This is a genomic window from Actinomycetota bacterium (assembly GCA_036280995.1).
Taxonomy (GTDB): Bacteria; Actinomycetota; CALGFH01; order CALGFH01; family CALGFH01; genus CALGFH01.
Map to the genome: position 1 here is coordinate 1 of DASUPQ010000747.1, position 19538 is coordinate 19538.

Consider the following 19538-nt stretch of genomic DNA (forward strand, 5'->3'; position numbering starts at 1 on the left):
GCCACCGGCACCGTGACCAGCCGGCTCGGCTGCTCGCAGCGGACCGATGCCGTCGCCCGGTAGGGCGGTCGAAAGGCCGACCAGCCGACCAGCTCCCCCGGGTCACGCAGCACCGCCACCAGCAGGTCGTCCTCACCGACACGCACGTGTATCTGGAGTGCGCCGGCGAGCAGAAGGTGGACGGCCCGGGTCCGGTCGTGCTGGTGCAGCACCGTGCGGCCGGCGGGCAGCTCCTCCTCACGGGCCGCCTCAGCCAGGCGGGCCAGGGCCCACCCGGGCAGGCCGTCGAAGAACGACAACCGCTCCAGGTCTGCCTGCTCCATGGCCTCCCCCGATCGAGCTGTCGACCCCGGTGGCGACTCCGTCGCATGTCAGCCTCCCTATCACTGGCCGCAGCAACTAGAGGCGAATGGCTCTTGCTGGTCGGGACGCGCAGGGATTCGCTATACCCGGGCTCGGCGAAGGTGGCGAACTCCTCGGGCGGCAGCGGGTGGAAGGTGACCTGCTGGTGCCAGGGCTGGGTGTCGGTGCCGACCACGATCTCCCGGTTCGGGACCTTGCCAGGACACCGGAGCCGAGCCCGAGCGTCTCCTCAACCAGCCCCCGGGGACCGGGGGGCGGGAGGGCTGGCCGCGGAGCATGGCCGGGACCGCCCGCAGCCAGAAGATGCCCTTCACGATCGGTGCGGCCTGCAGGTCCATGCCCTTGGCGACCGCGACGCTGGTCAGAGGGCCGGACGGTGGGCCTGGGAGGACTTGCACCTCCGACTTCATCCTTATCAGAGGTTTTCCACCGGGGCTTGTTTCCCCAGGATGGCACCGGCGACCTGCGCGAACGACGGACCGCTGGAGACCGCCCGGCTCCGATGGCGTATGAACCAATGGTGGACCGGCCGTCCCGCTCGTGGGGGCAGCGGCGCTCCGCGTCACGGACCTTGCCGAGGCAAGGTAGACCCCCGCCGGCTGCCCCCGACAAGCGAGCCCCGCCGGGGCGATCGCCTTGTTAGGGGAGCCCTGGCGGGCTCTGGGCCAGGGACATCCCCCTGTATAGACGGGCTGTCCCTGGCCACCGGCATGGTGGTACCCCAGCACGCTGGGTGTGCAAACCACATGGACGCTCGAGCGGTGATGAGCGTCGGCTAGGCTTGCCCGCACCCGCGGGGGGATAAGGGGAGGTGCCAAGGTGTCCAGCGCCAGCTCCAGGACCTTCGAGGACGTGAAGGTCGCGTCCGATGCAAGATTGCGGCCCTGTGGATCGCGATGCTCTTCCTGTTCGCCTATGGCGACATCTTCGGATTCTTCAGCCCGGGGCAGATCGAGGAGGTGATGGCCGGCGAGCTGTCGGGGATGGCGATCACGCAGGTCTTCCTGTTCGCGGTCTCGCTGTATATCGCGATCGCGAGCGTGATGGTGTTCCTCTCGCTGGTCCTCAGCCCGACCGTCAACCGCTGGACCAACATCGTCTTGCCCAGCCTGTACGTCGTCTCCATCGTGGCGTCGGCGATCGGCGAGACGTCGGCGTACTACTGGTTCTTGAGCATCGTGGAGAGTGCTCTTCTGCTGGTGATCGTCTGGTACGCGTGGACGTGGCCCAGGCGGGAGGTAACGCCCTGAAGACCTGCGAACCTTCTGGTCGACTCCCCGCTCGTCTCTGAGCGCCCCCGCGGGTTCAGATCAGCCCCAGGACGCGCAAGTGACGGACGGACGTCCTGGGACCGATGTGCCAGGCGCTGGCGCCCGAGGGTCGGTCAAGAGGACCATGGCTATGGGGAACGTGGGAGAGGGGCCAATCATGCTCAACGGGGACAAGGTTGTGCTGCGTCCGGTGCGTGAGCGCGATCTGGCGGCATTCATCGACGCGCACACCGAGATCTCCAACCGCGGCGAGTTCTTCCCCCTGGGCGTCCAGCCGGAGTCAGTTCTCCGGCGGAATCACGCAGAGACGGGTTTTGGGAGCGGGATGAGGGCACCCTCCTCATCTGGAACCGGGACGACGTCATGGTCGGCCACATCGAGTTCTTCCCACCGGTCAACTACTGGGACGCCTACGAGCTCTCCTACCAGCTGTACGGCCAAGAGCACGCCGGCCAGGGTTACACGACCGAGGCGGTGCGCCTCCTGGTTGACTACTTGTTCGGGGCAAAGAAGGTCAACCGCATCTCCTTGGTGATCGTGCCCGAGAATGCCCCGAGCCGGCGGATCGCGGAGAAGTGCGGATTCCAGCTCGAGGGAACAGCGCGCGGAGCCTTCTTCAACGGCGGCCGCAATGTCGACGTGCTCGTCTACTCGCTGCTCCGCGACGACCCACGGCCCTGGCACAAGTCGGGCTAGTTCGGAGTAGCGGCTCTGCCGCCAGATCCCAAGGGCCAGTTGGTGCCCCACCTCCTGGCCCGCTTACGTCCCGTGCGCAGGTCGGGTTGAGGAGGACCCTCTACCGGTCCGAGCCGATTGCGGGGGGTGCCGTGCCCTTCTTCAGCGCCGCCAGCCGCGCCTCGACCTCGAGCAGCTCACCGTCATCCTCGAGCGCCTCGAACTGCGCGTCGAGGCTGGACGCCTGGAGCTCCTGGCGTCCGAGCACGCGGGCCTCCTCACGGCGGACCTTGTCCTCGAAGCGGGACACTTCGCTGGTGGGATCCATGAGGTCGATGCTGCGAACCGCGTCGTGGACCCGGGTCTGGGCCTCGGCCATCTTGGCCCGCGCCACGAGCTCGTTACGCTTGGCAGTCAGCTCCGAGAGCTTGCCGCGCATGCGCTCCAGGCCCGTCTTGAGCCGCTCGACGACCTCGGTCTGGGCGGCGATCTGGGGCTCGAACGCGGCGACCTGGCCTTCGGCGTCGAGCTGGCGCTGCAACGCGATCTTCGCCAGGGAGTCGAAGCGGTCGGCGCCCGCCGTGTCGCCGGAGGCCCGCAGCTCGTCGCCCTTGCGGCTGGCCGCCAGCGCCTTGACGCCCCACTCCCGGGCGTTCTCCAGCGCCTCCTGGTGATCCTCCTCGAGCATGCGCAGGTTGCCGATGGTCTGAGCGACCGCGTCCTCGGCCTCGGCCTCGGCGATGTTGGTGGTGTAGTCGCGGACCATCTGGTCCAGCATCTTCTCGGGGTCCTCGGCAGCGTCGATCATTGCGTTGATGTTCGCTCGGGCGAGCTGGCCGATCCGGCCGAGAATCGATTGCTGCGCCATCGTCGGTCTCCTCCGTGTGGTTGGTCACCGGCTGTTCTCGCCGCCTCTCCTGTGCCGGTGCGGTGGGATGGTCAAAAGCGCCCCCCTCCGCCCCGACGACCCCGGGTGCCCGAGCCACCGAAGCTGCCCGGCGACCTCCCGCCGAACCCTCCGCGGCCCCCGCCGAATCCCCCGCCGCCACCGAGCAGGATGCCCCCGAGGACCAGACTGCCAAGGTCGAGCCCACCACCGCGGCCGTAGCCACCGCCCCTGCCCGGCCCGTAGGGCGAAGACCACTGGTCCACATCGCTCTGGGCCAGCTGTAACGCCAGCTGGGCCAGCTGGTCGGCGTACTGCGCCTCCCGCAGGGCCTGCGTCGGGTCCTGCTCGGACAGGGCCATGGCCTGCTCCAGGTGGCGTTGCGCCTCGACCAGCCGCGTCCGTGCCTCGCTGCCGACCGCACCACGGCGGGTTGCGACAAAGTCACTGGCCGCAGCAAAGCTTGATCGCGCCGCCAGCAGCGCCTGGTCGAGGATCGCCGCCGCACGCTGGCGCTGAGCCTGCGCGTCACGGGCCGCCGCCAGCGCCGCATCCAGGACCACATCCGCCTCGTCCACCTGCCGCAGCGCGGCCAGCGGGTCAGGCAGCGTACCCGGCGCAGGTCGCAGGGCGGCCTCGGCCGCGGTCAGCGCCGCCTCCGCCCGGCCGATGAGCGGCCGGAGTCCAGCCGGGTCCGCAGCGTTCCCCGAAGCCAGCATCGCCCGCGCTTCGGCAAGGTCCTTCTCCGTCTCCGTCCGGGCGGCTGCGATCCGTGCGCCCGCCTCGAGCAGGTCGGTCTCCAGCCGCGCGATCCCGTCGAGCAGGGTCGATGCCTGTGCCACCGCGTCCTCGGCTGCGCGGGTGGACACGACCGCCTCGCCTCGCCTGCCGGCATCCAGCGCCGAGCGGGCCTCAGTGAGCTCGCCCTGGGCGGCGTTGAGCCGCTGGCGCGCCTGCTCGACGTTGCCGACGACCGGCGCCAGCGCGGTCGCGGCGTACCGTCCCTGCATCGACTCCAGCCGCTGCTCCTCCTGGGGCAGCCGCGCCTGCACCTCTTGCGCCCGTGGCCCGAGCGCGGCCAGGACGTCGGGCACCGTTCCCTCCAGATCGCGCAGCCGGTCGAACGCCTCGGCCTGGGCGTCGAGGCGATCATCGGCCGAACGACACAGCTGGAGGATCTCGGTCAGCATCGCCCGCGTCGTCTGCTCATCCTCGGGTTCGGCGTCATCGAGTCGCTGCCGCAGCGCGAACGCCTGGCTCAGCTCCCCGCGCGCCTGCTCCAACGCCTGTCGGAAGCCCATCACCGCTTCGTCGCCGAAGGAGGCCTGAGCGAAACCGAGCTCCTGCTCCGAGGTCTGCACCGCGTTGTCGACCTCGATGAGGACGGCGTTGGCTTGCTGCGCGAGTTCCCGTGTCGGGATCGTGGGCTGCCCGCCAGGGGCTCTCGCCCGGCCCGATGCAGCAGGGGCGTTCCCGGCACGGGCGTCAGCGCCACGCGCACGACGTCGACGGCTCAGCAGCAGGGCGCCCCCGCCCACGATCCCCGCGCCGACCAGAAGCGCACCCACCGGCAGTCCACCTCCGCCATCACCGCCGGCTCTCCCACCCGTTCGCAACCCGTCGGCCATGGCCACCGCCGCACCCGCCCAGTCGCCGGCCGCGAGACGGGGTTCCACCTCCTGGACCGCCAGGTCGGCGAGCTCGCTGTCGGAGAGGGGAAACGCCCCGGCGACGCTGTAGCCATAGGCCCGGTCATCGACCGCGACCGCGAGCAGCACGTCACGGTCCCCGAGCTGGGACCGCCGCGCCGTCTCATCGGACCACTGCTGACCGTTCATGCCGTTGAAGTCCGACACGTAGACCACGAACAGCTGGGTGCCGTTGGCATCCCGCAGCCGGTCAAGCGCCTCGCGCACCCGCGCGCTGTCGCCGGCGAGCGCGCCGACTCGGTCGGTCACCTGATCGTCCACCCGCAATGGCTGCTCCGCCCAAGCCGGCCCCCCACCGGCCCATAGCTGCACCGCTGCGACGATGGCCACGAGCAGCCAGCGCACGGCCCCACCTCCGCGTCCTGCCCCGAGTGGCTCTACAGCCCTGCAACGCAGCGGTACCCCTGGCGCGCGCATTTACCCACATCACTCCCAGCCCGTCACCCCGCCCGGGGCGACGGCCGTAGGCTCGTCGCGGTGTGGAACGGCGTCCTCGCGGTGTGGACGATCCTTCGGCGGCCTGCCGGCGAGACCTCCAGTGATCAAGCCGAGGACGACCGATCCGCGGCCGGAATGTTCATGGCCTGGGCAGCGTGGCCAGCGAGATGTGGCGATGCGAGGGGTCTGGGAGACCTCTTGGTCGGCGGGAACCAGGCGGACGCCGGTGGCGGGTGGGCGGAGCTTGAAGGCTTCCAGCTAACAGCGCACGCATAGCGAGCTGCGCCGAAGGGAGCTGCTGTGCTGGCCCACGGCCGCGAACTAGCCGTCACGATCCGGAGGAGAGTCGGTTGGAGCCTCATCCCTCAGCGTGATCCCGTCGGGGGTGATGGTGAACTCCCGGACTTGGGGTTGGTGCAGGCTGGCTCGGGTCTTGACCACGGTCAGGGTGCGCCGTAAGACGGCGGGCTGGCGCAGGTATTGCAGCAGGACGACGTTGTCGGACACGTGCGAGACGCCCAGCTCCGACAGCCGAGTGACCTGGAACAGGTCTGGCAGCTCGAAGGTCATCAGCACGCTCACGCCCCGCCGGGAGCAGCGCTGCACCAGGGAGTACAGGTACTCGCGGTAGCGGGTCTCCTCCCCGGCCGCGAAGGCGAGATCGCCCAGGCTGTCGATCAGGACCCGCCGGGCGCCGGTGCGCTCGATGGCCGCCAGGAGCTCATAGACCCATTGGTCGATGTAGAGGTCAACTGGGGAGCGGCACAGCAGCTCGATCCCGGGTTCGGCCAGCGACCAGCCAAACCCCTGGGCGATGTTCTGTAGCTGGGTTGGGTTCTCCTGCAGGGTGGCGATGACGCCGGGCTCGCCACGACGGGCGCCGCTGACGATGAAATGCAGGCCCATGAGGGTCTTCCCGGATCCCGTCGGGCCGGCGACCAGCGTGGCCGCTCCGGGCCAGTAGCCGTCGTCGAGCATCGTGTCCAAGGCCGGGATCCCGGACGAGACCCGCTCGGTGCCCAGCGGGTAGGCCGTGGTATCGATGGGGTCGGCCAGGCGCGGGAACACGTCCATGCCAGCCTCTGACAGCCGATAGGTGTGCCTGCCGGACAGAAAGCTAGACCCTCGTAGCTTGAGCACCTGCAGCACCCGCAGCTCGCGCTGGCCGACCCGATCGCTGGACAGGCTGATGATCGCGTCGGCGACCGCGAACTCCGGGGCGGTGGACAACTCGCTGCTGTCGTACTCCCCGATCCACAGTGACGTGACCGGAAAGGCGCTCAGCTGACCCGCCAGGCTGTGGAGAAAGCGGCGGAACCCGCCTTGGTCGGTCGCATAGGGGGTCAGCGCCTTGAAGCTGTCGACCACCATGATGGCCGGCCGGCGTTCCTTGAGCAGCGTGTCGACGCGCTCCATCACGGCGGCCAGCCCCTCGGTGCCGAGCAGGCCGCCCACATCCTCATAGAACACGGCCCGACCGACCGCCGAGGCGTCGAAGAAGGCCATGGTCTGGCCGTAGCGCAAGACCTTCTCCAGCGGCTCCGACACGGTCGTCAGGTAGGCAGCCGGCCGGTCAGGGGTGGCGTTGTGGAACACATACTGCTGGGCCAGGACGGTCTTGCCACTCCCGGGCGGTCCCACCACCAGGTTGATGCCATGGGCGGGGAAGCCACCGCCCAGGATCGCGTCCAGCCGCGGGTTGCCGCTGGCCACCCGCCCGCTGCTGTCGGGCTGCTCGGTCATTGTGGCCTGGCCGAGCTGGGCCGGAGAAAGGCGCTGGCGCCAAGCAGATCCTTGACGGCCGAGACAAGCTGGAGCGGGTCCAGCGGCTTCTGCAGGAACCCATCGGCCCCCGCCTCCAGCGCCTGGTCGCTGGCCTCCAGGGTCGAGATGGCCAGCACCGGCGCTCCGCTGCGCTGCTTGAGCTGCCGGCACAGCTCCAGACCGCTGCCGGGGGAGATGAGCAGGTCGATCACGATCATGCTGGGGGCCAGCTCGTCGAACTTGCGGGCCGCCTCGGCGGCGTCCAGCGCCGCAACGACCTCGTAGCCCTCGGTGCGCAGGAAGTACTCCGCCAGCCCGGCGGCATGCGGGTCGCGATCGGCGAGCAGGATCAGCAGCCGCGTCTCGGCCAGCTCGGGAGCGCCCAACGAAACCGACCCGGCGGCCACTCGCTCAGCGAGCAGGCGATGGGCATCAGCAGGCGACATGCCGCTGTCGAGCTGGGCCTTGACGAAGCGGAGCTGCTCAACTTGGTCGCGGGAGTACACGCGGTGGCCGCCAGGACTGCGCTCCGGGACCAGAAGTCCATAGCGCTCCTCCCAGGTCCGCAGCGTGGCCGGCGGGATGCCGAGCATCTGCGCGACGGCGCCGATGCTGTACACCGGCCGACCGCTCACCGCCGGACCCTCGCAAGCTCACTCCCTCCGTCCAAGCCGGCCACCTCCGTCAGCGTCCAGGACCTCTTCAGAATGTAAGCACCGAACGGTCTCAGCGCTAGGAAGTTGGTCGTGCTAGGACTAAACTGCTTCAGAAGTTCCTCGGTTCTTCAGTAGAGGTACCGCAGGGCTGGCCTCGCTAGGCGACGGAGCCGCCTCCTGCGGAGGGAGTATGTCGTACTCGACCCATCAACGGTTCTGCGACGAGGCGTGCAGCCCCGGGGCGCGCGGGAGCGGGGTCTGGGCCGGTCGTGACCCCCAGGCTGCGACCAGCGGTCAGGCCGCGACCACTACCCACACACCCGGCCGCCAGCCTGCGACTACCCATGCCAACCAGACCGAATCTAAGTTCGCCTCCCCTGACCGCCCGGCATGGTGCACCGATGCCGCTGACAGCGAGCCATCAGGCAGTCACCCCACTACCCGGTCGGCCGAGATGGCCGCTGAGGGTGGGGCCAGCAGAGCACACAGCGGGCGCCACGCTCGCCACAGAATTCCGGGACTGCGACGGGCCGGTCTACAAGGACACGGCGGGGTCTTCGTCGCAGTCCCGGAATCCTCTCCACCCGACCCGAGATCCCGCTGCGACGGGCTGCCAACGCAACGCTTCAGCACGAGGAGCCGGTGCCGATGATGGAGCTTCGACTCTCCGTCCAGCACCACGGCGACCGTGCCACGATCCACATCGGCGGGGAGATCGACCTGGCCACCTGCCCGCGCCTCCAGGCCGTTGTCGTCGACCTGGTTGACCGCGGCTGCCACCAGCTGATCGTCGACTTGGAGCGGGTCAGCTTCTTGGATTGCGCCGGGATCAGGGTCCTGGTCGATGCCCGGCGGCGCGTCCAGGAGCACGGCGGTTCCGTGAGGCTGGTCAGGCCGAGACCGCTGGTGCGGCGGGTGCTGGCGCTGACCAGGATGACAGAGGTGTTCCCGATCGACACCTCCCTTGGGGAGGCGCTGGCCGCCGAGCCGGTGGGACCGTAGGACGCCATCGTGGCCTGCCTAATCCTCCCGCCGAGCTTTCCCAAGGTTGCGCGCCATGGATGAGCCGCTGGGGGTCGCTCCCACCCTGGTCGAGGCGTACATGGGGCCGGGCCGCCGGGGCCGCGGTCATCGCCCATCCAGTCGGCCGCGCCGCCGATGAGCTGGCCGCCACCGGGGCCACCGCCCGGCCCCGCCGGCGGCTGGCCTCCGAGCCGTTGACGTCTCAGGAGACCCGAGTGGCGCTGCTGGTGGCCCGCGGCCTCTCCAACCGCGAGGTCGCCGCCGGGCGACAGCACCCGACTGCTACCTCGAAACGAATCCCTCAGCACGCCGCTGGGCGTACTACAGGTGTGCCCGACCTGTTCCCCGGACCGGTGCTCGCGTCGCTGCGGGCCGATCCGGACCGCCCGGCCTTCGAGATCGGACGATGATCATGGCTGACCATCTGATCGCACCGCACGGGGGACGGCTCGTGGAGCTCATCAGCACCCCGGAACGCCGGCGGGAGCTGCTGGGACGGGCGGTGCGGTGGCCGTCGTGGGACCTGTCGGCTCGGCAGCTCTGCGACCTCGAGCTGCTGCTGGGCGGCGGCTTCTCTCCGCTGCGGGGCTTCCTCGGCCGGACTGACTACGAGTCGGTCTGCGCCCGCATGCGCCTGGCCGACGGCACCCTGTGGCCGATCCCGGTCACCCTCGACGTCCCGGACGCCGTCGGATGTCGACTCGGTGCCGGTGCCAAGCTCGTGCTCCGGGATCCGGAAGGCGTTCCGCTGGCCGTCCTCCACGTCGACGACGCCTGGCGACCAGACCGTGAGGCCGAAGCACAGCAGGTGCTCGGTACCTCGGACGAGGTCCATCCCGGCGTCGCCCACCTTCGGCGGCGGACGGGAAGCTGGTACGTCGGCGGCGTCGTCGAGGGACTGGGGCGGCCCCGGCACTACGACTTCCGGGACCTGCGGCACACGCCGGCCGAGCTGCGGGCCGAGCTCGCACGCCGCGGCTGGGACCGGGTCGTCGCCTTCCAGACCCGCAACCCGATGCACCGGGCGCACCTGGAGTTGCTCGTGCGCGCGGCCCGGGCCACCGACGCCAGCCTCCTCGTCCACCCCGTGGTCGGCCATACCCGGCCGGGCGACATCGACCACTACACCAGAGTGCGGTGCTACCGGGCGGTCATGCCCAGCCTGGGGGCCGGTCGGGCGATGCTGTCCCTGCTGCCGCTGGCGATGCGCATGGCGGGACCCCGCGAGGCCGTGTGGCACGCCATCATCCGCAAGAACCACGGGGCGGACCACTTCATCGTCGGTCGCGATCATGCCGGACCTGGCATGGACCGGACCGGCCGGCCGTTCTACGACCCGTACCAGGCCCAGGACCTCCTGGGCCGGCACCAGGCCGAACTGGGGATCCGGATCCTGCCGTTCCGGCAGATGGTCTATGTGGTGGACGCCGACGCCTACCTGCCGGAGGACGAGGTCCCCTACGGAGCCCGGACGCGCGTCATCTCGGGCACCAAGCTGCGGCGCCAGCTCGATCAGGGCCGTCCGCTCCCCGCCTGGTTCACGCCGGCCGTGGTCGCCCGCGAGCTGCGTCGCAGCCGTCCCTCCCGGGCCGAGCAGGGTGTGACCATCTTCCTCACCGGCCTGCCGAGCGCCGGCAAGTCCACCATCGCTCACATCCTGCAGGTCCGGATCCTCGAGGGTGGGGGTCGGGCAGTGACCCTGCTCGACGGCGACCTGGTACGGAAGCACCTGTCGGCCGGCCTGGGGTTCTCCAAGGAGGACCGCGAGCAGAATGTCCACCGGATCGGCTTCGTCGCCGCCCAGGTGACCAAGCACCGGGGCGTCGCCATCTGCGCCCAGATCGCCCCCTACGACGCTCCGAGAAAGGCTGTGCGCGCGATGGTGGAGGCCTACGGCGGCTTCCTGCTCGTCCACGTCGCCACCCCGGTCGAGGTCTGCGAGGCTCGGGACCGCAAGGGCCTCTACGCCAGGGCGCGGGCCGGCATGATGCCGGCCTTCACCGGCGTCTCGGACCCCTACGAGCCGCCCGCCGACGCCGACATCGTCGTTGACACCACGCGTTGTACCTCCGAGGAGGCGGCCGAGTCGATCCTCGAGCGCCTCCGGAGCAAGGGGTATCTTCGCGAAGGCGACAACCGGGCGCATTGACTGCCGGGGACGAAACGATGCTTCGCTTGTCTTGGTGCCCGGACCTCGACCCAGCAGCGTCACTCTCCCAAGTCCGAGGACCGCTTCACCGCTTACTGCCACCGATCACCGCATCGGTGGATCCGGGCTCAACCGAAGCTGGCAGTCATTGTCGGGACGTTGGACCTGATGAATTCGAGCTTCTGGATTTGTCGGATGGGCACCTGGATCGTGCTACCCCAAGCGGTCCCGCCCGGCCTAGCGGTGAATGAGCGCAACACCAACCGGCGTCCGTCCCTGGTCAGCAGGCGGACGTCATAGCGGCCCTGGGGGGGTGTCGACCTGAACGTGACGTAGATCCAGGAAGGCGAACCCTGATAGGCGAAGACGGTCCCCGTCTCGGCGCCCCCCGCCAGCAGCAGCGGCGCCGCGCTCAGATCGTGTCCGTGCGCGACCGAAAGCGTCTGACGGTAGCTGCTCGCAAGCTCGCGGTCGTCGGCCGTCTGCCACCACACCGTCCCAGCGGCGAGAGCCGCCGCGACCGCGATCGACGCCGCCCACAGCAGCCGAGGCCGTGGACGACGGCGGCGCGGAGCCGCCGGTGTGAGGCGTGCCAGCACGGAGGACTCGAAGCCCGCCGGGGGGTCATGCTCCGGCACCAGCCAGAGCAGCTCGTCGACGACCTCCGCGGTGCCGGCGAACTCACGCCGGCACGCCGGACAGCCGCTGAGGTGACCCAGGGCGCGCGCCCGCTCATCGCCGGCAGCCACGCCGGCGGCCAGCTCGGGGAACAGCTCCCGGGCCTCGGCGCACTCCAGCCCCTCAGCCACCGCTCACCTCCAGCGCCTCGCGGAGCTTGGCGATCCCCCGGCGGATCCGCGTCTTCGCGGTGCCGAGTGGAATGCCCTCCAGGTCCGCAGTCTCCTGGGCGGTCAGGCCATAGACCACGAACAGCACGATCAGCCTGACCTGTTCCGGAGGAAGCGCACACAGCGCGCTCCTGAGCTGCTCTTTATCCTCGACGTGCGTGCTCCTGGATTCGCGCTCTTCGCGCGAGAGCAACGTTTCCATGAGCGCTTGGGGCTCGATCGGCTGTTCATGGTTACCGCGAAGGCGCAGCGCATCGATGGCGAGGTTGCGGGTGATCGTCAGCACCCAGGTCCCCACCTGTCCGCGCCGTGCGTCGTATGCGGTGGCGCTTCGCCAGATCCGCAGGAATGCCTCCTGCGCCACCTCCTCGGCGACTGTGTTGGATCTCACGATGGTGAGCGCCAGCCCGTAGACCCGTGGCTGGTAACGGCGGACGAACGCGGCAGCGGCGGCGGCGTCACCCATCGCCATCCCCGCCAGCAGGGAGTCGTCCGACAAGTTCATACCTATTGAACCTACGTCGCCCAGTGCCGCTTCCGGCTCACCGATGCGGAATCCCACGCGCGGCCGGCGCCGTAGCCGTCCGCCGTCGATGCATCCGCCCTGACCAGCGGGCGAGTCGTGGGCACCAACGTGGCCCTCGTGGCGGGGCCGACCGGATGGTCATCGGCGGACTGTGGTGGCTGCCGCCGAGGGTGGTCCCGGCACCGGCTACGGGATCGTCGGCGGCTTTGCGGGTCTCACCCGAGACCTGAGAGCGGCGAAGCGTGGGGCGGCATGCCGTGCATGGCGAGCAGCGCGCGCTTGTCCGGCTTGCCGGTGGCCGCCATCGGGACGCCGGGCACGACGGTGATCGTCCGGGGGACGCTGTCCTCACCGAGCTCGGCCCGGACCAGTGCGGTCAGCGCGTCGAGGTCGGGCGTACGGCGGCCATCCAGGACGACGAACGCGTGCACAGCCTCGCCGCTGCGCTCGTCCGGGGCACCGGCCACGTACGCCTCGGCCACGTCGGGATGCCTCATGAGCACCTGCTCGATCGGGCCCGCGTAGACCACCATCGCGTTCACCATGATCACGTCCCGGGTCCGGCCGACGAGGTACAGGAAGCCGTCCGCGTCCTGGTAGCCGAGATCGCGAGTGCGCAACCAGCCGTCCCGGAGCGTGTCCTGGGTCTCCTCTTCCTGCCCCCAGTAGCGCGTCATCTGGTACGGCGCGCGCACGTAGATCTCGCCGGTGCGGCCCCTGTCGACCTCCCGCTCCGCCTCGTCCCGCACGCTGACCTCGACCTGCGGGTGGGGGCGGCCGACGGAGCCCAGCACGCGGTCCGGGCCGGCGGCGATGTCGGTGGGCGTGAGCATCGCGATGTTCCCGGCCTCGGTCTGCCCGTACCCCTGGTAGACCACCGGGCCGAGCCGCTCCACCGCCGCCGCCAGCCGGCGTGGGCTGATCGGCGAGCCTGACACCATGAGCGCACGCAGGCTGCCGACGTCGACCTGCTGCCGGCGGAGCACGTCGAGCATCTGGGAGAGCCGGGGCACCGTGATGATGGAGCCGGTGATCCGGTAGCGCTCTATCGCGTACGGGAACAGCGGCCGCCCCTCGTCGTCGGGGATCACGGCGGTCCCGCCGCCCAGCAGGCATGGCGCCAGGAACTCCAGCACCACCATGCTGGCCAGCGTGCCGAACAGCAGGTATCGCTCGAAGGCCATGGCGAACTCCGCCGCTGCGGGGGACCACGCGCGGGGCTGCCAGGTCCAGTGCGAGCTGAGCGCACGGTAGGTGATCGCGCAGCCCTTGGGCCGTCCGGTGCTGCCGCTGGTGAAGACGAGCGCGGCCACGTCGTCCGGGCGGGCCGTGACCCGGAGATCCCCGCCGTCACCGGGCTGCGCCAGCAGATCGATCGCGCTCGGGCACGGCCCCAGCGACAGCAGCGGAGCCGGTTCCGGCGCGGTCAGCAACGCTGCCGTCGACGTCTCCACCGTCGTCGCGTCGACGAGCACGTAGTCGACGTCCATCCCGAGCACGTGCGCGAGCTGACCCGCGGCGTACCCCGGCCGGACCGCGACGACGCGGCAGCCCAGCACATGGGCGGCGATGTGCGCGGCGAACGCCTCCGGCGAGACGGCGAGGTGGACGGCGATGCCCCGCCCGGGGCCGAGCCCGGCGCGGCGCATGGCGCCCGCCAGCCGGCCGATGAGGTCCAGCAGCTCGGCGCGCGAGACGCTGCGGCCGCCCTGCTCGAATGCTGGACTGCCAGGTGACTGCCGGAGCGCCTCCAGGAGAGATTGCGGGAACAGCGGCTCGATGGGATCGCGCATGGGACGGCTCCGGGCATATCGTCCTCGTAGAGCCTGATTGTCCTACCGGCTGGAGCGCATGTGAAGGTGATCGGTGCGGGTTTCGGCCGGACCGGCACGGCCTCGCTCAAGGCGGCGCTGGAGATGCTGGGATACGGCCCGTGCTACCACATGTCCACCGTCATCCGGGATCCGTACCGGGTCCGTCAGTGGCTGGAGATCTCGCATGGCCGCGGCCTCGGCTGGGATGAGGTGTTCGCCGGCTTCCAGAGTGCGCTGGACTGGCCGGCCGCCGCGTACTGGCGGGAACTGGCCGAGCACTACCCCGGCGCCAAGGTCATCCTCACCGTCCGAGACCCGGACCGGTGGTACGACAGCGTCAGCGCGACCATCTTCGCCCGTGCGCTGGCTGAAGCACGGCCGCTCCCGCTGCGCCGCCGGATCATCCGGTGGCTGGTCGCCCACCGTGCTCCGGACTTCGCCCTCTATCCCCGGATGGCGCGGGCCACCATGGTGGACCGCGTGTTCGGCGGCCGCATCGACGACCGCAAGCATGCGATCGAGGTCTTCGAACGGCACCTCGCCGAGGTGCGGGCCACGATCCCGGCCGACCGGCTGCTGGTCTTCGACGTCGCCGACGGCTGGCCACCGCTGTGCGAGTTCCTCGGTGTCCCCGTCCCCGGCGAGCCCTTTCCCCAGGTCAACGAACGCGAAGCGTGGCATCAGAAGCGTCGTGGCAGGCTGCTCCGGCTCATCGTCCTCGGCCGCTGACCGCGCTCCGGCTCGCTGTCGCGCATGCCCAGACCGACCACACGACGCCGGACGTCAGCCGCACCCGGACGTCGACGGTGACCGCCCGCCGCCGGCTGGCTGTGGGTCTGGGACGCTCCCGCTCCCGATCGCCAGCCAGGCGCCGATGGCGCCGGCCAGCGCCGCGGCGGCCGCCACGATCAGGGTCCGTCGGTTGCCGCCGGCAGGTTTTCAGCCGCTTCCGGATCCCCCTCCTGCGCTTCAAAATGGCGCTGGCACAGGCGCAGCCGGCGTGCGTCGCGCACCATGTAGGTTCCGAGGATGAGCTGGACGACGCTGCGGGCGACGTCCTCCCATCTATCGCGGAGCCAGATGTAGGCCAGCAGTGCGCGACGAGCACCGTGTGGTCCCTCCCGCGGCACGAGCAGGCATGGCCCACGGTTCGGCATCGAGCGGGTGTGGGACGCCGACGAGTACAGTGCGAAGCGTCTCATCGTCTCACGGGCGGCGACCCGCATGGTGATCGGCGCCAGCCGCCACGCCGGACACGAGCGGTTGGTGGCCACACCGAACGGGATGTGGTTGGCCTCCCGTGCGGAAAGCGTCTCCCACCGCGACGGGTCGAAGTGGTCAGGATCATCGAAGCCGACGCGATGGAACGCGGGGTAGTTGAAGCACAGCACCGAGCCCGCCGGGAGGGTGACGCCATTGCTGACCGCGATCTCCCCGGTGGTGATGCGGTGGGCGATCCCGAAGAGCGGGTAGAGGCGGAAGGTCTCCTCGATGACCTGGTCGAGGTAGCGGTCGTCCCCCACTGCCCGGGTCTGCGCCTCGGGGTGCTGTGCGAGCACCATCAGCAGGTGGGCCACCGCCTCAGACGTCTGCACGATCGCGGTGTTGAAGAAGGTGCCCTGCAGGTAGAGGGCACGCTCCCGGGTCGACAGGCCCGAGGGAAGCTCGTGGGGCAGGCCGCCGGCTTCGAGCCGGTCGGTGAGGAACCGGGTCAGACGGTCCCGCCGGTCCATGTGCCGCAGCCCGCAGCACTTGAGCGCGGTCACGACGTCGTCGGCGTTGTCCACGATGAGGTCACGCGCCAGGGGCGGACAGCGCTCCCCGAACACGACCTCGTAGTAGAACTCGGCCCATGCCGGCATCATGAGGTCGCGGAGCCGCACCAGCCGGGGGCCCTGGATGCCGCTGAGCGCCCGGGCCGAGCATCGCTCCGCCAGCGCCTCGGCCCGGGCGCGGGGCACGCCGAGGATGCGCCTGGTCGTGCGGGCGATCTCCTGGTAGCGATCCCCCGCCTCCAGGTGCTCCTGGTGCAGCTCGGCGCCCGGTGACAACCAGTACCAGAACAGGTCCGACAGGCCAGCCCCCCGGCTGCGCCCGTTCGCCGCCGGATGGGAGTAGACCTCCTTGAACTGCGCGGCGCCGACGAGGTCGCCGGGCACAGGAATCCCCTCGTGGCCGTTGAGGTGGGCGAAGACGCGGATGCGCAGCGCGACGACCCCCCTCGGCAGCCACAACGGGAGGCTCGCCACGACGAGCACGCACGTGGTCAGGACGAACACCGGGAGCACGTCTTCCTCCAGATGAGATCGGAGCTCACGTCGCGTGGCGAGCGGCAGCCGCACAGGGCCAGTGCCTGGCCGAGCTCGGCGCCGAGCATGTCCAGCACCCGGGCGACGCCGTTCTCGCCGTCCACTGCGAGCCCCCACAGGACGGGACGCCCGATCGCGACGGCGTCCGCGCCGAGGGCCAGGGCCTTGAGGACGTCGGTGCCGCGACGGACTCCGCCGTCCAGCAGCAGCGGAACCGTCCCGCCGACGGCGTCCGCGACGGGTGGCAGCAGCTCGATCGTGGCCGGCACGGTGTCGAGCTGGCGTCCGCCGTGGTTGGAGACGGCGAGCGCGTCGATTCCGCGGTCCACCGCCAGCCGCGCGTCCTGTGGGTGGACGACACCCTTGAGCACGATCGGCAGCGCGGTGACCGACCGCAGCCAGTCGATGTGGTCCCAGGACAGGTCGGCCCGGAAGGCGATCGGCCGTCCGTCCATGTGCGCGCAGGCCATTCCGGGTGGGAGGTCGAGGAAGCCGTTGCGCAGGTCCCGCTCGCGGCGGCCGAACACCGGCGAGTCCACCGACACCATCACCGCCGCGCTGCCCGCCGCCTCGGCACGCCGGACGAGCTGCTCGGTGAAGCCGAGGTCGGGCTGGACGTAGAGCTGGAACCACAGATCGGCGCCGGTCTCGGCGAGCTCCTCGATCGCCACCGTCGACGCCATGCTGACGACCATGATCAGGCCGGCCTTCGCGGCGGCTCGCGCGGTTGCCAGCTCCCCGTCGGGGTGAGCGAGCCGGTGGAACGCGGTCGGTGCGACGATGACGGGCTGGGCAGCGCGGCGGCCGAGCAGGGCGACAGCCAGGTCCCGTGTCTGGCTGCCGCGCAGCACGCGTGGTACCAGGCCGATGTGGGCGAAGGCCGTCTCGTTGGCCCGCACGGTGACCTCGTCGCCGGCGCCGCCGGCGAAGAAATCGTAGACGGCAGGCTCGAGGTGGCGGCGTGCCTCCTCCTCGAGCTCCCGGAGCGAGAGGGGCTCCATTAGCGCTCAGGCCGGGACCCGGCCCAGCTCGCGGGCGAGGAAGGCTTGCAGCGGTTCCCGGTGCACGGTCTCGTCGGTCCATTCGTTCTCGAGGTTCTCGGTCACGTGGTGCTCTGCGACGAACGCTCCGAGCCGGTACGCCCGGACGACCGGGTGCAGGTAGCGGCCCTTGGCCGCGGACTCGGCGTCGGACTGGGCGATGCGGCCCACCGAGATGTCGAACGGGTCGAACCGGTCGTGGTCGGGGCCGTACTCCAGGGTGACCGTGACGTAGTCGCCGGTGGTGTTTCTCAGGACGTAGTCGACGGGCAGCTCCTCGTAGTGGCGAGCGGTCCCGTCCGGGTCGACCGTGATCAGGTCGCAGAGGAAGCCGAACTGCTGCCAGAGGGCCGAGGACCGGTTGACCCGGGTGATCACGGCGTCCGCCAGCGCCTGGGGCTCGGCGGGGAGGAGCCGATGGGGCCATTCCTCCCCGTGGTACTTGCGTTCCAGCATGTGATGCAGGGCCCGGATCCCGTACCGGAAGCCGTGGATGAACCCGCCGGTCGACCGCTTGAAGTCGCGGACCTGCATGAGCGTCCCGGCGAAGTACAGGTCCGGGACGTTGACCGACTCCCACTCGGCCGTCTGGGCGGGGAAGCGGTCGTCGATGACCAGCTCGGGACGGCAGGTCGGGTCGAAGATCGACGGCTCGAACCGGAAGCCGGTGCACACGATCACCCGGTCGTAGGGGATGTCCTTGGTGACCTCGTTCGCCCGGGCGAAGCTCACCGTGACCAGATAGGAGCCGTTCCGGCGCTCGATGCGCTGGATCGTCCCGTCGAGGAGCGCGTTCTGCGACTTGAGCTGATAGGTGTCGAGCAGGTTGTTGTTGACCGCGCGCAGATGCCCCACGTAGTGGGTCCGCCACGCCATCCGGATGGACTCCGGGCCCGCGACGTGGATCACCGCCGCCGTCTCGATCAGGTTGTCCGCGGTCTCGAATCCGGAGTTGCCCTTGCCGATGATCAGCACCCGTTGATCCATGAAGTCATTGGGGTCCACCGAGACGGTGCCGTACAGCTCCGCGGTCTCGATACCGGGGATCGGTGGGACGTACGGCACCGAGACGCCGGTCGCCACAACCAGCCGCTTCGCCTCGTAGATCCCACCCTGGTCGTCGGTCGTGCGGAACGCCCCGTCGTGGTGGCTGACGCGGACGACCCGGGTGTCGTAACGGACACGCAGATGGAACGCGCTGGCGAAATCCGCCAGATACCGGACCATGTCGTCGGCGGCGGGGAGGTAGCGGCCGGTGTAGCGCGTGAAGCGCAGGTGTGGGTCGTCGGACAGCAGCGAGTTCCAGTCCCTGCGCAGGTTGAGCTCGGGGTCGTCCCAGCCGGTGTGCGGCTTGTTGATCGAGATGAGCTGCCGGTGCCGGGGGAACCGACGGAAAAACGTGCCTGGCGCCGGACCGGCCTCGACGACCAGGTAGTCCCGTCCGGCCCGCTCCAGGAAGAAGCCGAGCTGCAGCCCTGCCGGACCCGCGCCGATCACCAGATAGTCCATGGGTCTCCCTCCAGTTGTGGTACGAGTGGTGTCCGGGGACGCATGGGCGGCCAACTCGGTCGCGGTGATCTCCTCCAGCCGCCGCCGGCGGGTCTCGACGCCGTAGCGGGCAACCGCCAGGGCGGCCAGCGCGGTCGGGATGGCACCGAGCGCCGCAGCACCCCTGAGGCTGGGCGGGGCCAGTCCGATCACGACGACGCTCACACCCAGCAGCCCGCCCGCGCGGGCGCAGGCTCCCGCCAGGCCGGTTCCCCTGGCCCGGACGCGTGTCGGGTACACCTCCGAGCTGTACGGCGTCAGCACCGCGAGGATGGAGTTCGTGCCCACCAGTAGGAGCACGATGAGCGCCTGGAGCACGAATGGGTGGTCCCCCACCCGCCGCCCCAGCGCAACGAAGGCGAAGAGGGTGGCCGAGGTGAGCAGGACGACGCCGATCATCGTCCGCTTGCTGCTCCAGAAGCCGTAGAGCAACGCCACGGCGAACACCGCCGGGAACCCGATGATGGCGGCGCCGGCGAGCAGGCGTTCGGCCGCGCCGGTCTCCAGTCCCAGCTGCCG

General features: G+C 70.3%; 17 protein-coding genes. 6 read left to right on the forward strand and 11 right to left on the reverse strand.

Annotated features, from left to right (window positions below):
- A partial coding sequence (locus VF468_25010) for a cyclic nucleotide-binding domain-containing protein (GenBank protein HEX5881548.1) occupies positions 1 to 323 on the reverse strand: 323 nt, incomplete at its 3' end.
- Between the two features lie 924 nt (positions 324 to 1247).
- On the opposite strand from VF468_25010, the gene VF468_25015 reads away from it, so the two are divergent.
- The gene (locus VF468_25015) at positions 1248 to 1613 is read left to right on the forward strand and encodes a DUF6326 family protein (GenBank protein ID HEX5881549.1); all 366 of its coding nucleotides are present in this window, start codon (positions 1248 to 1250) and stop codon (positions 1611 to 1613) included.
- A gap of 234 nt (positions 1614 to 1847) precedes the next feature.
- On the forward strand, positions 1848 to 2330 hold the full coding sequence (locus tag VF468_25020; protein ID HEX5881550.1) for a GNAT family protein: 483 nt from the start codon (positions 1848 to 1850) through the stop codon (positions 2328 to 2330).
- Positions 2331 to 2430: 100 nt separating this feature from the next.
- On the opposite strand, the gene VF468_25025 is transcribed toward VF468_25020, so the two are convergent.
- The 4 genes from VF468_25025 to VF468_25040 form a co-directional block, all read right to left on the reverse strand.
- Complete coding sequence (locus tag VF468_25025; GenBank protein HEX5881551.1) at positions 2431 to 3177, reverse strand: PspA/IM30 family protein; 747 nt, start codon at positions 3175 to 3177, stop codon at positions 2431 to 2433.
- A gap of 71 nt (positions 3178 to 3248) precedes the next feature.
- Entirely contained in the window at positions 3249 to 5249 is a 2001-nt protein-coding gene (locus tag VF468_25030; GenBank protein ID HEX5881552.1) for a TPM domain-containing protein, read from the reverse strand.
- Between the two features lie 414 nt (positions 5250 to 5663).
- Positions 5664 to 7085 carry an ATPase domain-containing protein gene (locus tag VF468_25035; protein ID HEX5881553.1) on the reverse strand — a complete coding sequence of 474 codons (1422 nt, stop codon included), beginning with the start codon at positions 7083 to 7085 and terminating at the stop codon, positions 5664 to 5666.
- Positions 7082 to 7741 (reverse strand): MerR family transcriptional regulator, encoded by a 660-nt coding sequence (locus VF468_25040; protein ID HEX5881554.1) that lies wholly within the window; start codon positions 7739 to 7741, stop codon positions 7082 to 7084. The genes VF468_25035 and VF468_25040 overlap by 4 nt, the downstream gene beginning before the upstream one ends.
- A 669-nt stretch (positions 7742 to 8410) precedes the next feature.
- Between VF468_25040 and VF468_25045 the strand changes: the two genes are divergently transcribed.
- From VF468_25045 to VF468_25055, 3 genes are read left to right on the forward strand one after another with little or no spacing between them, the layout of a single operon-like run.
- Positions 8411 to 8764: an STAS domain-containing protein gene (locus VF468_25045; GenBank protein HEX5881555.1), complete on the forward strand. Its 354-nt coding sequence runs from the start codon at positions 8411 to 8413 to the stop codon at positions 8762 to 8764.
- A 59-nt stretch (positions 8765 to 8823) separates the two neighbouring features.
- On the forward strand, positions 8824 to 9195 hold the full coding sequence (locus VF468_25050) for a hypothetical protein (protein HEX5881556.1): 372 nt from the start codon (positions 8824 to 8826) through the stop codon (positions 9193 to 9195).
- A gap of 2 nt (positions 9196 to 9197) precedes the next feature.
- Entirely contained in the window at positions 9198 to 10934 is a 1737-nt protein-coding gene (locus tag VF468_25055) for a bifunctional sulfate adenylyltransferase/adenylylsulfate kinase (GenBank protein HEX5881557.1), read from the forward strand.
- Between the two features lie 128 nt (positions 10935 to 11062).
- Here VF468_25055 and VF468_25060 read toward each other — a convergent pair whose 3' ends face one another.
- The 3 genes from VF468_25060 to VF468_25070 all read right to left on the reverse strand — a co-directional run bounded on the left by VF468_25060 (position 11063) and on the right by VF468_25070 (position 14101).
- On the reverse strand, positions 11063 to 11743 hold the full coding sequence (locus VF468_25060) for a zf-HC2 domain-containing protein (GenBank protein ID HEX5881558.1): 681 nt from the start codon (positions 11741 to 11743) through the stop codon (positions 11063 to 11065).
- A complete protein-coding gene (locus VF468_25065; GenBank protein ID HEX5881559.1) occupies positions 11736 to 12287 on the reverse strand; it encodes a sigma-70 family RNA polymerase sigma factor in 552 nt (183 codons plus the stop codon). The genes VF468_25060 and VF468_25065 overlap by 8 nt, the downstream gene beginning before the upstream one ends.
- A 236-nt stretch (positions 12288 to 12523) precedes the next feature.
- Entirely contained in the window at positions 12524 to 14101 is a 1578-nt protein-coding gene (locus tag VF468_25070) for an AMP-binding protein (protein HEX5881560.1), read from the reverse strand.
- Between the two features lie 66 nt (positions 14102 to 14167).
- Between VF468_25070 and VF468_25075 the strand changes: the two genes are divergently transcribed.
- Positions 14168 to 14851, forward strand: coding sequence for a sulfotransferase (locus VF468_25075; GenBank protein HEX5881561.1), 684 nt, complete (start codon positions 14168 to 14170; stop codon positions 14849 to 14851).
- 179 nt (positions 14852 to 15030) lie between these two features.
- Here VF468_25075 and VF468_25080 read toward each other — a convergent pair whose 3' ends face one another.
- From VF468_25080 to VF468_25090, 3 genes are read right to left on the reverse strand one after another with little or no spacing between them, the layout of a single operon-like run.
- The gene (locus tag VF468_25080) at positions 15031 to 16371 is read right to left on the reverse strand and encodes a cytochrome P450 (GenBank protein ID HEX5881562.1); all 1341 of its coding nucleotides are present in this window, start codon (positions 16369 to 16371) and stop codon (positions 15031 to 15033) included.
- A 17-nt stretch (positions 16372 to 16388) separates the two neighbouring features.
- Positions 16389 to 17432, reverse strand: coding sequence for an alpha-hydroxy acid oxidase (locus VF468_25085; GenBank protein HEX5881563.1), 1044 nt, complete (start codon positions 17430 to 17432; stop codon positions 16389 to 16391).
- A 6-nt stretch (positions 17433 to 17438) separates the two neighbouring features.
- Positions 17439 to 18980: an NAD(P)-binding domain-containing protein gene (locus tag VF468_25090; GenBank protein HEX5881564.1), complete on the reverse strand. Its 1542-nt coding sequence runs from the start codon at positions 18978 to 18980 to the stop codon at positions 17439 to 17441.
- Positions 18981 to 19538 lie beyond the last annotated feature (558 nt).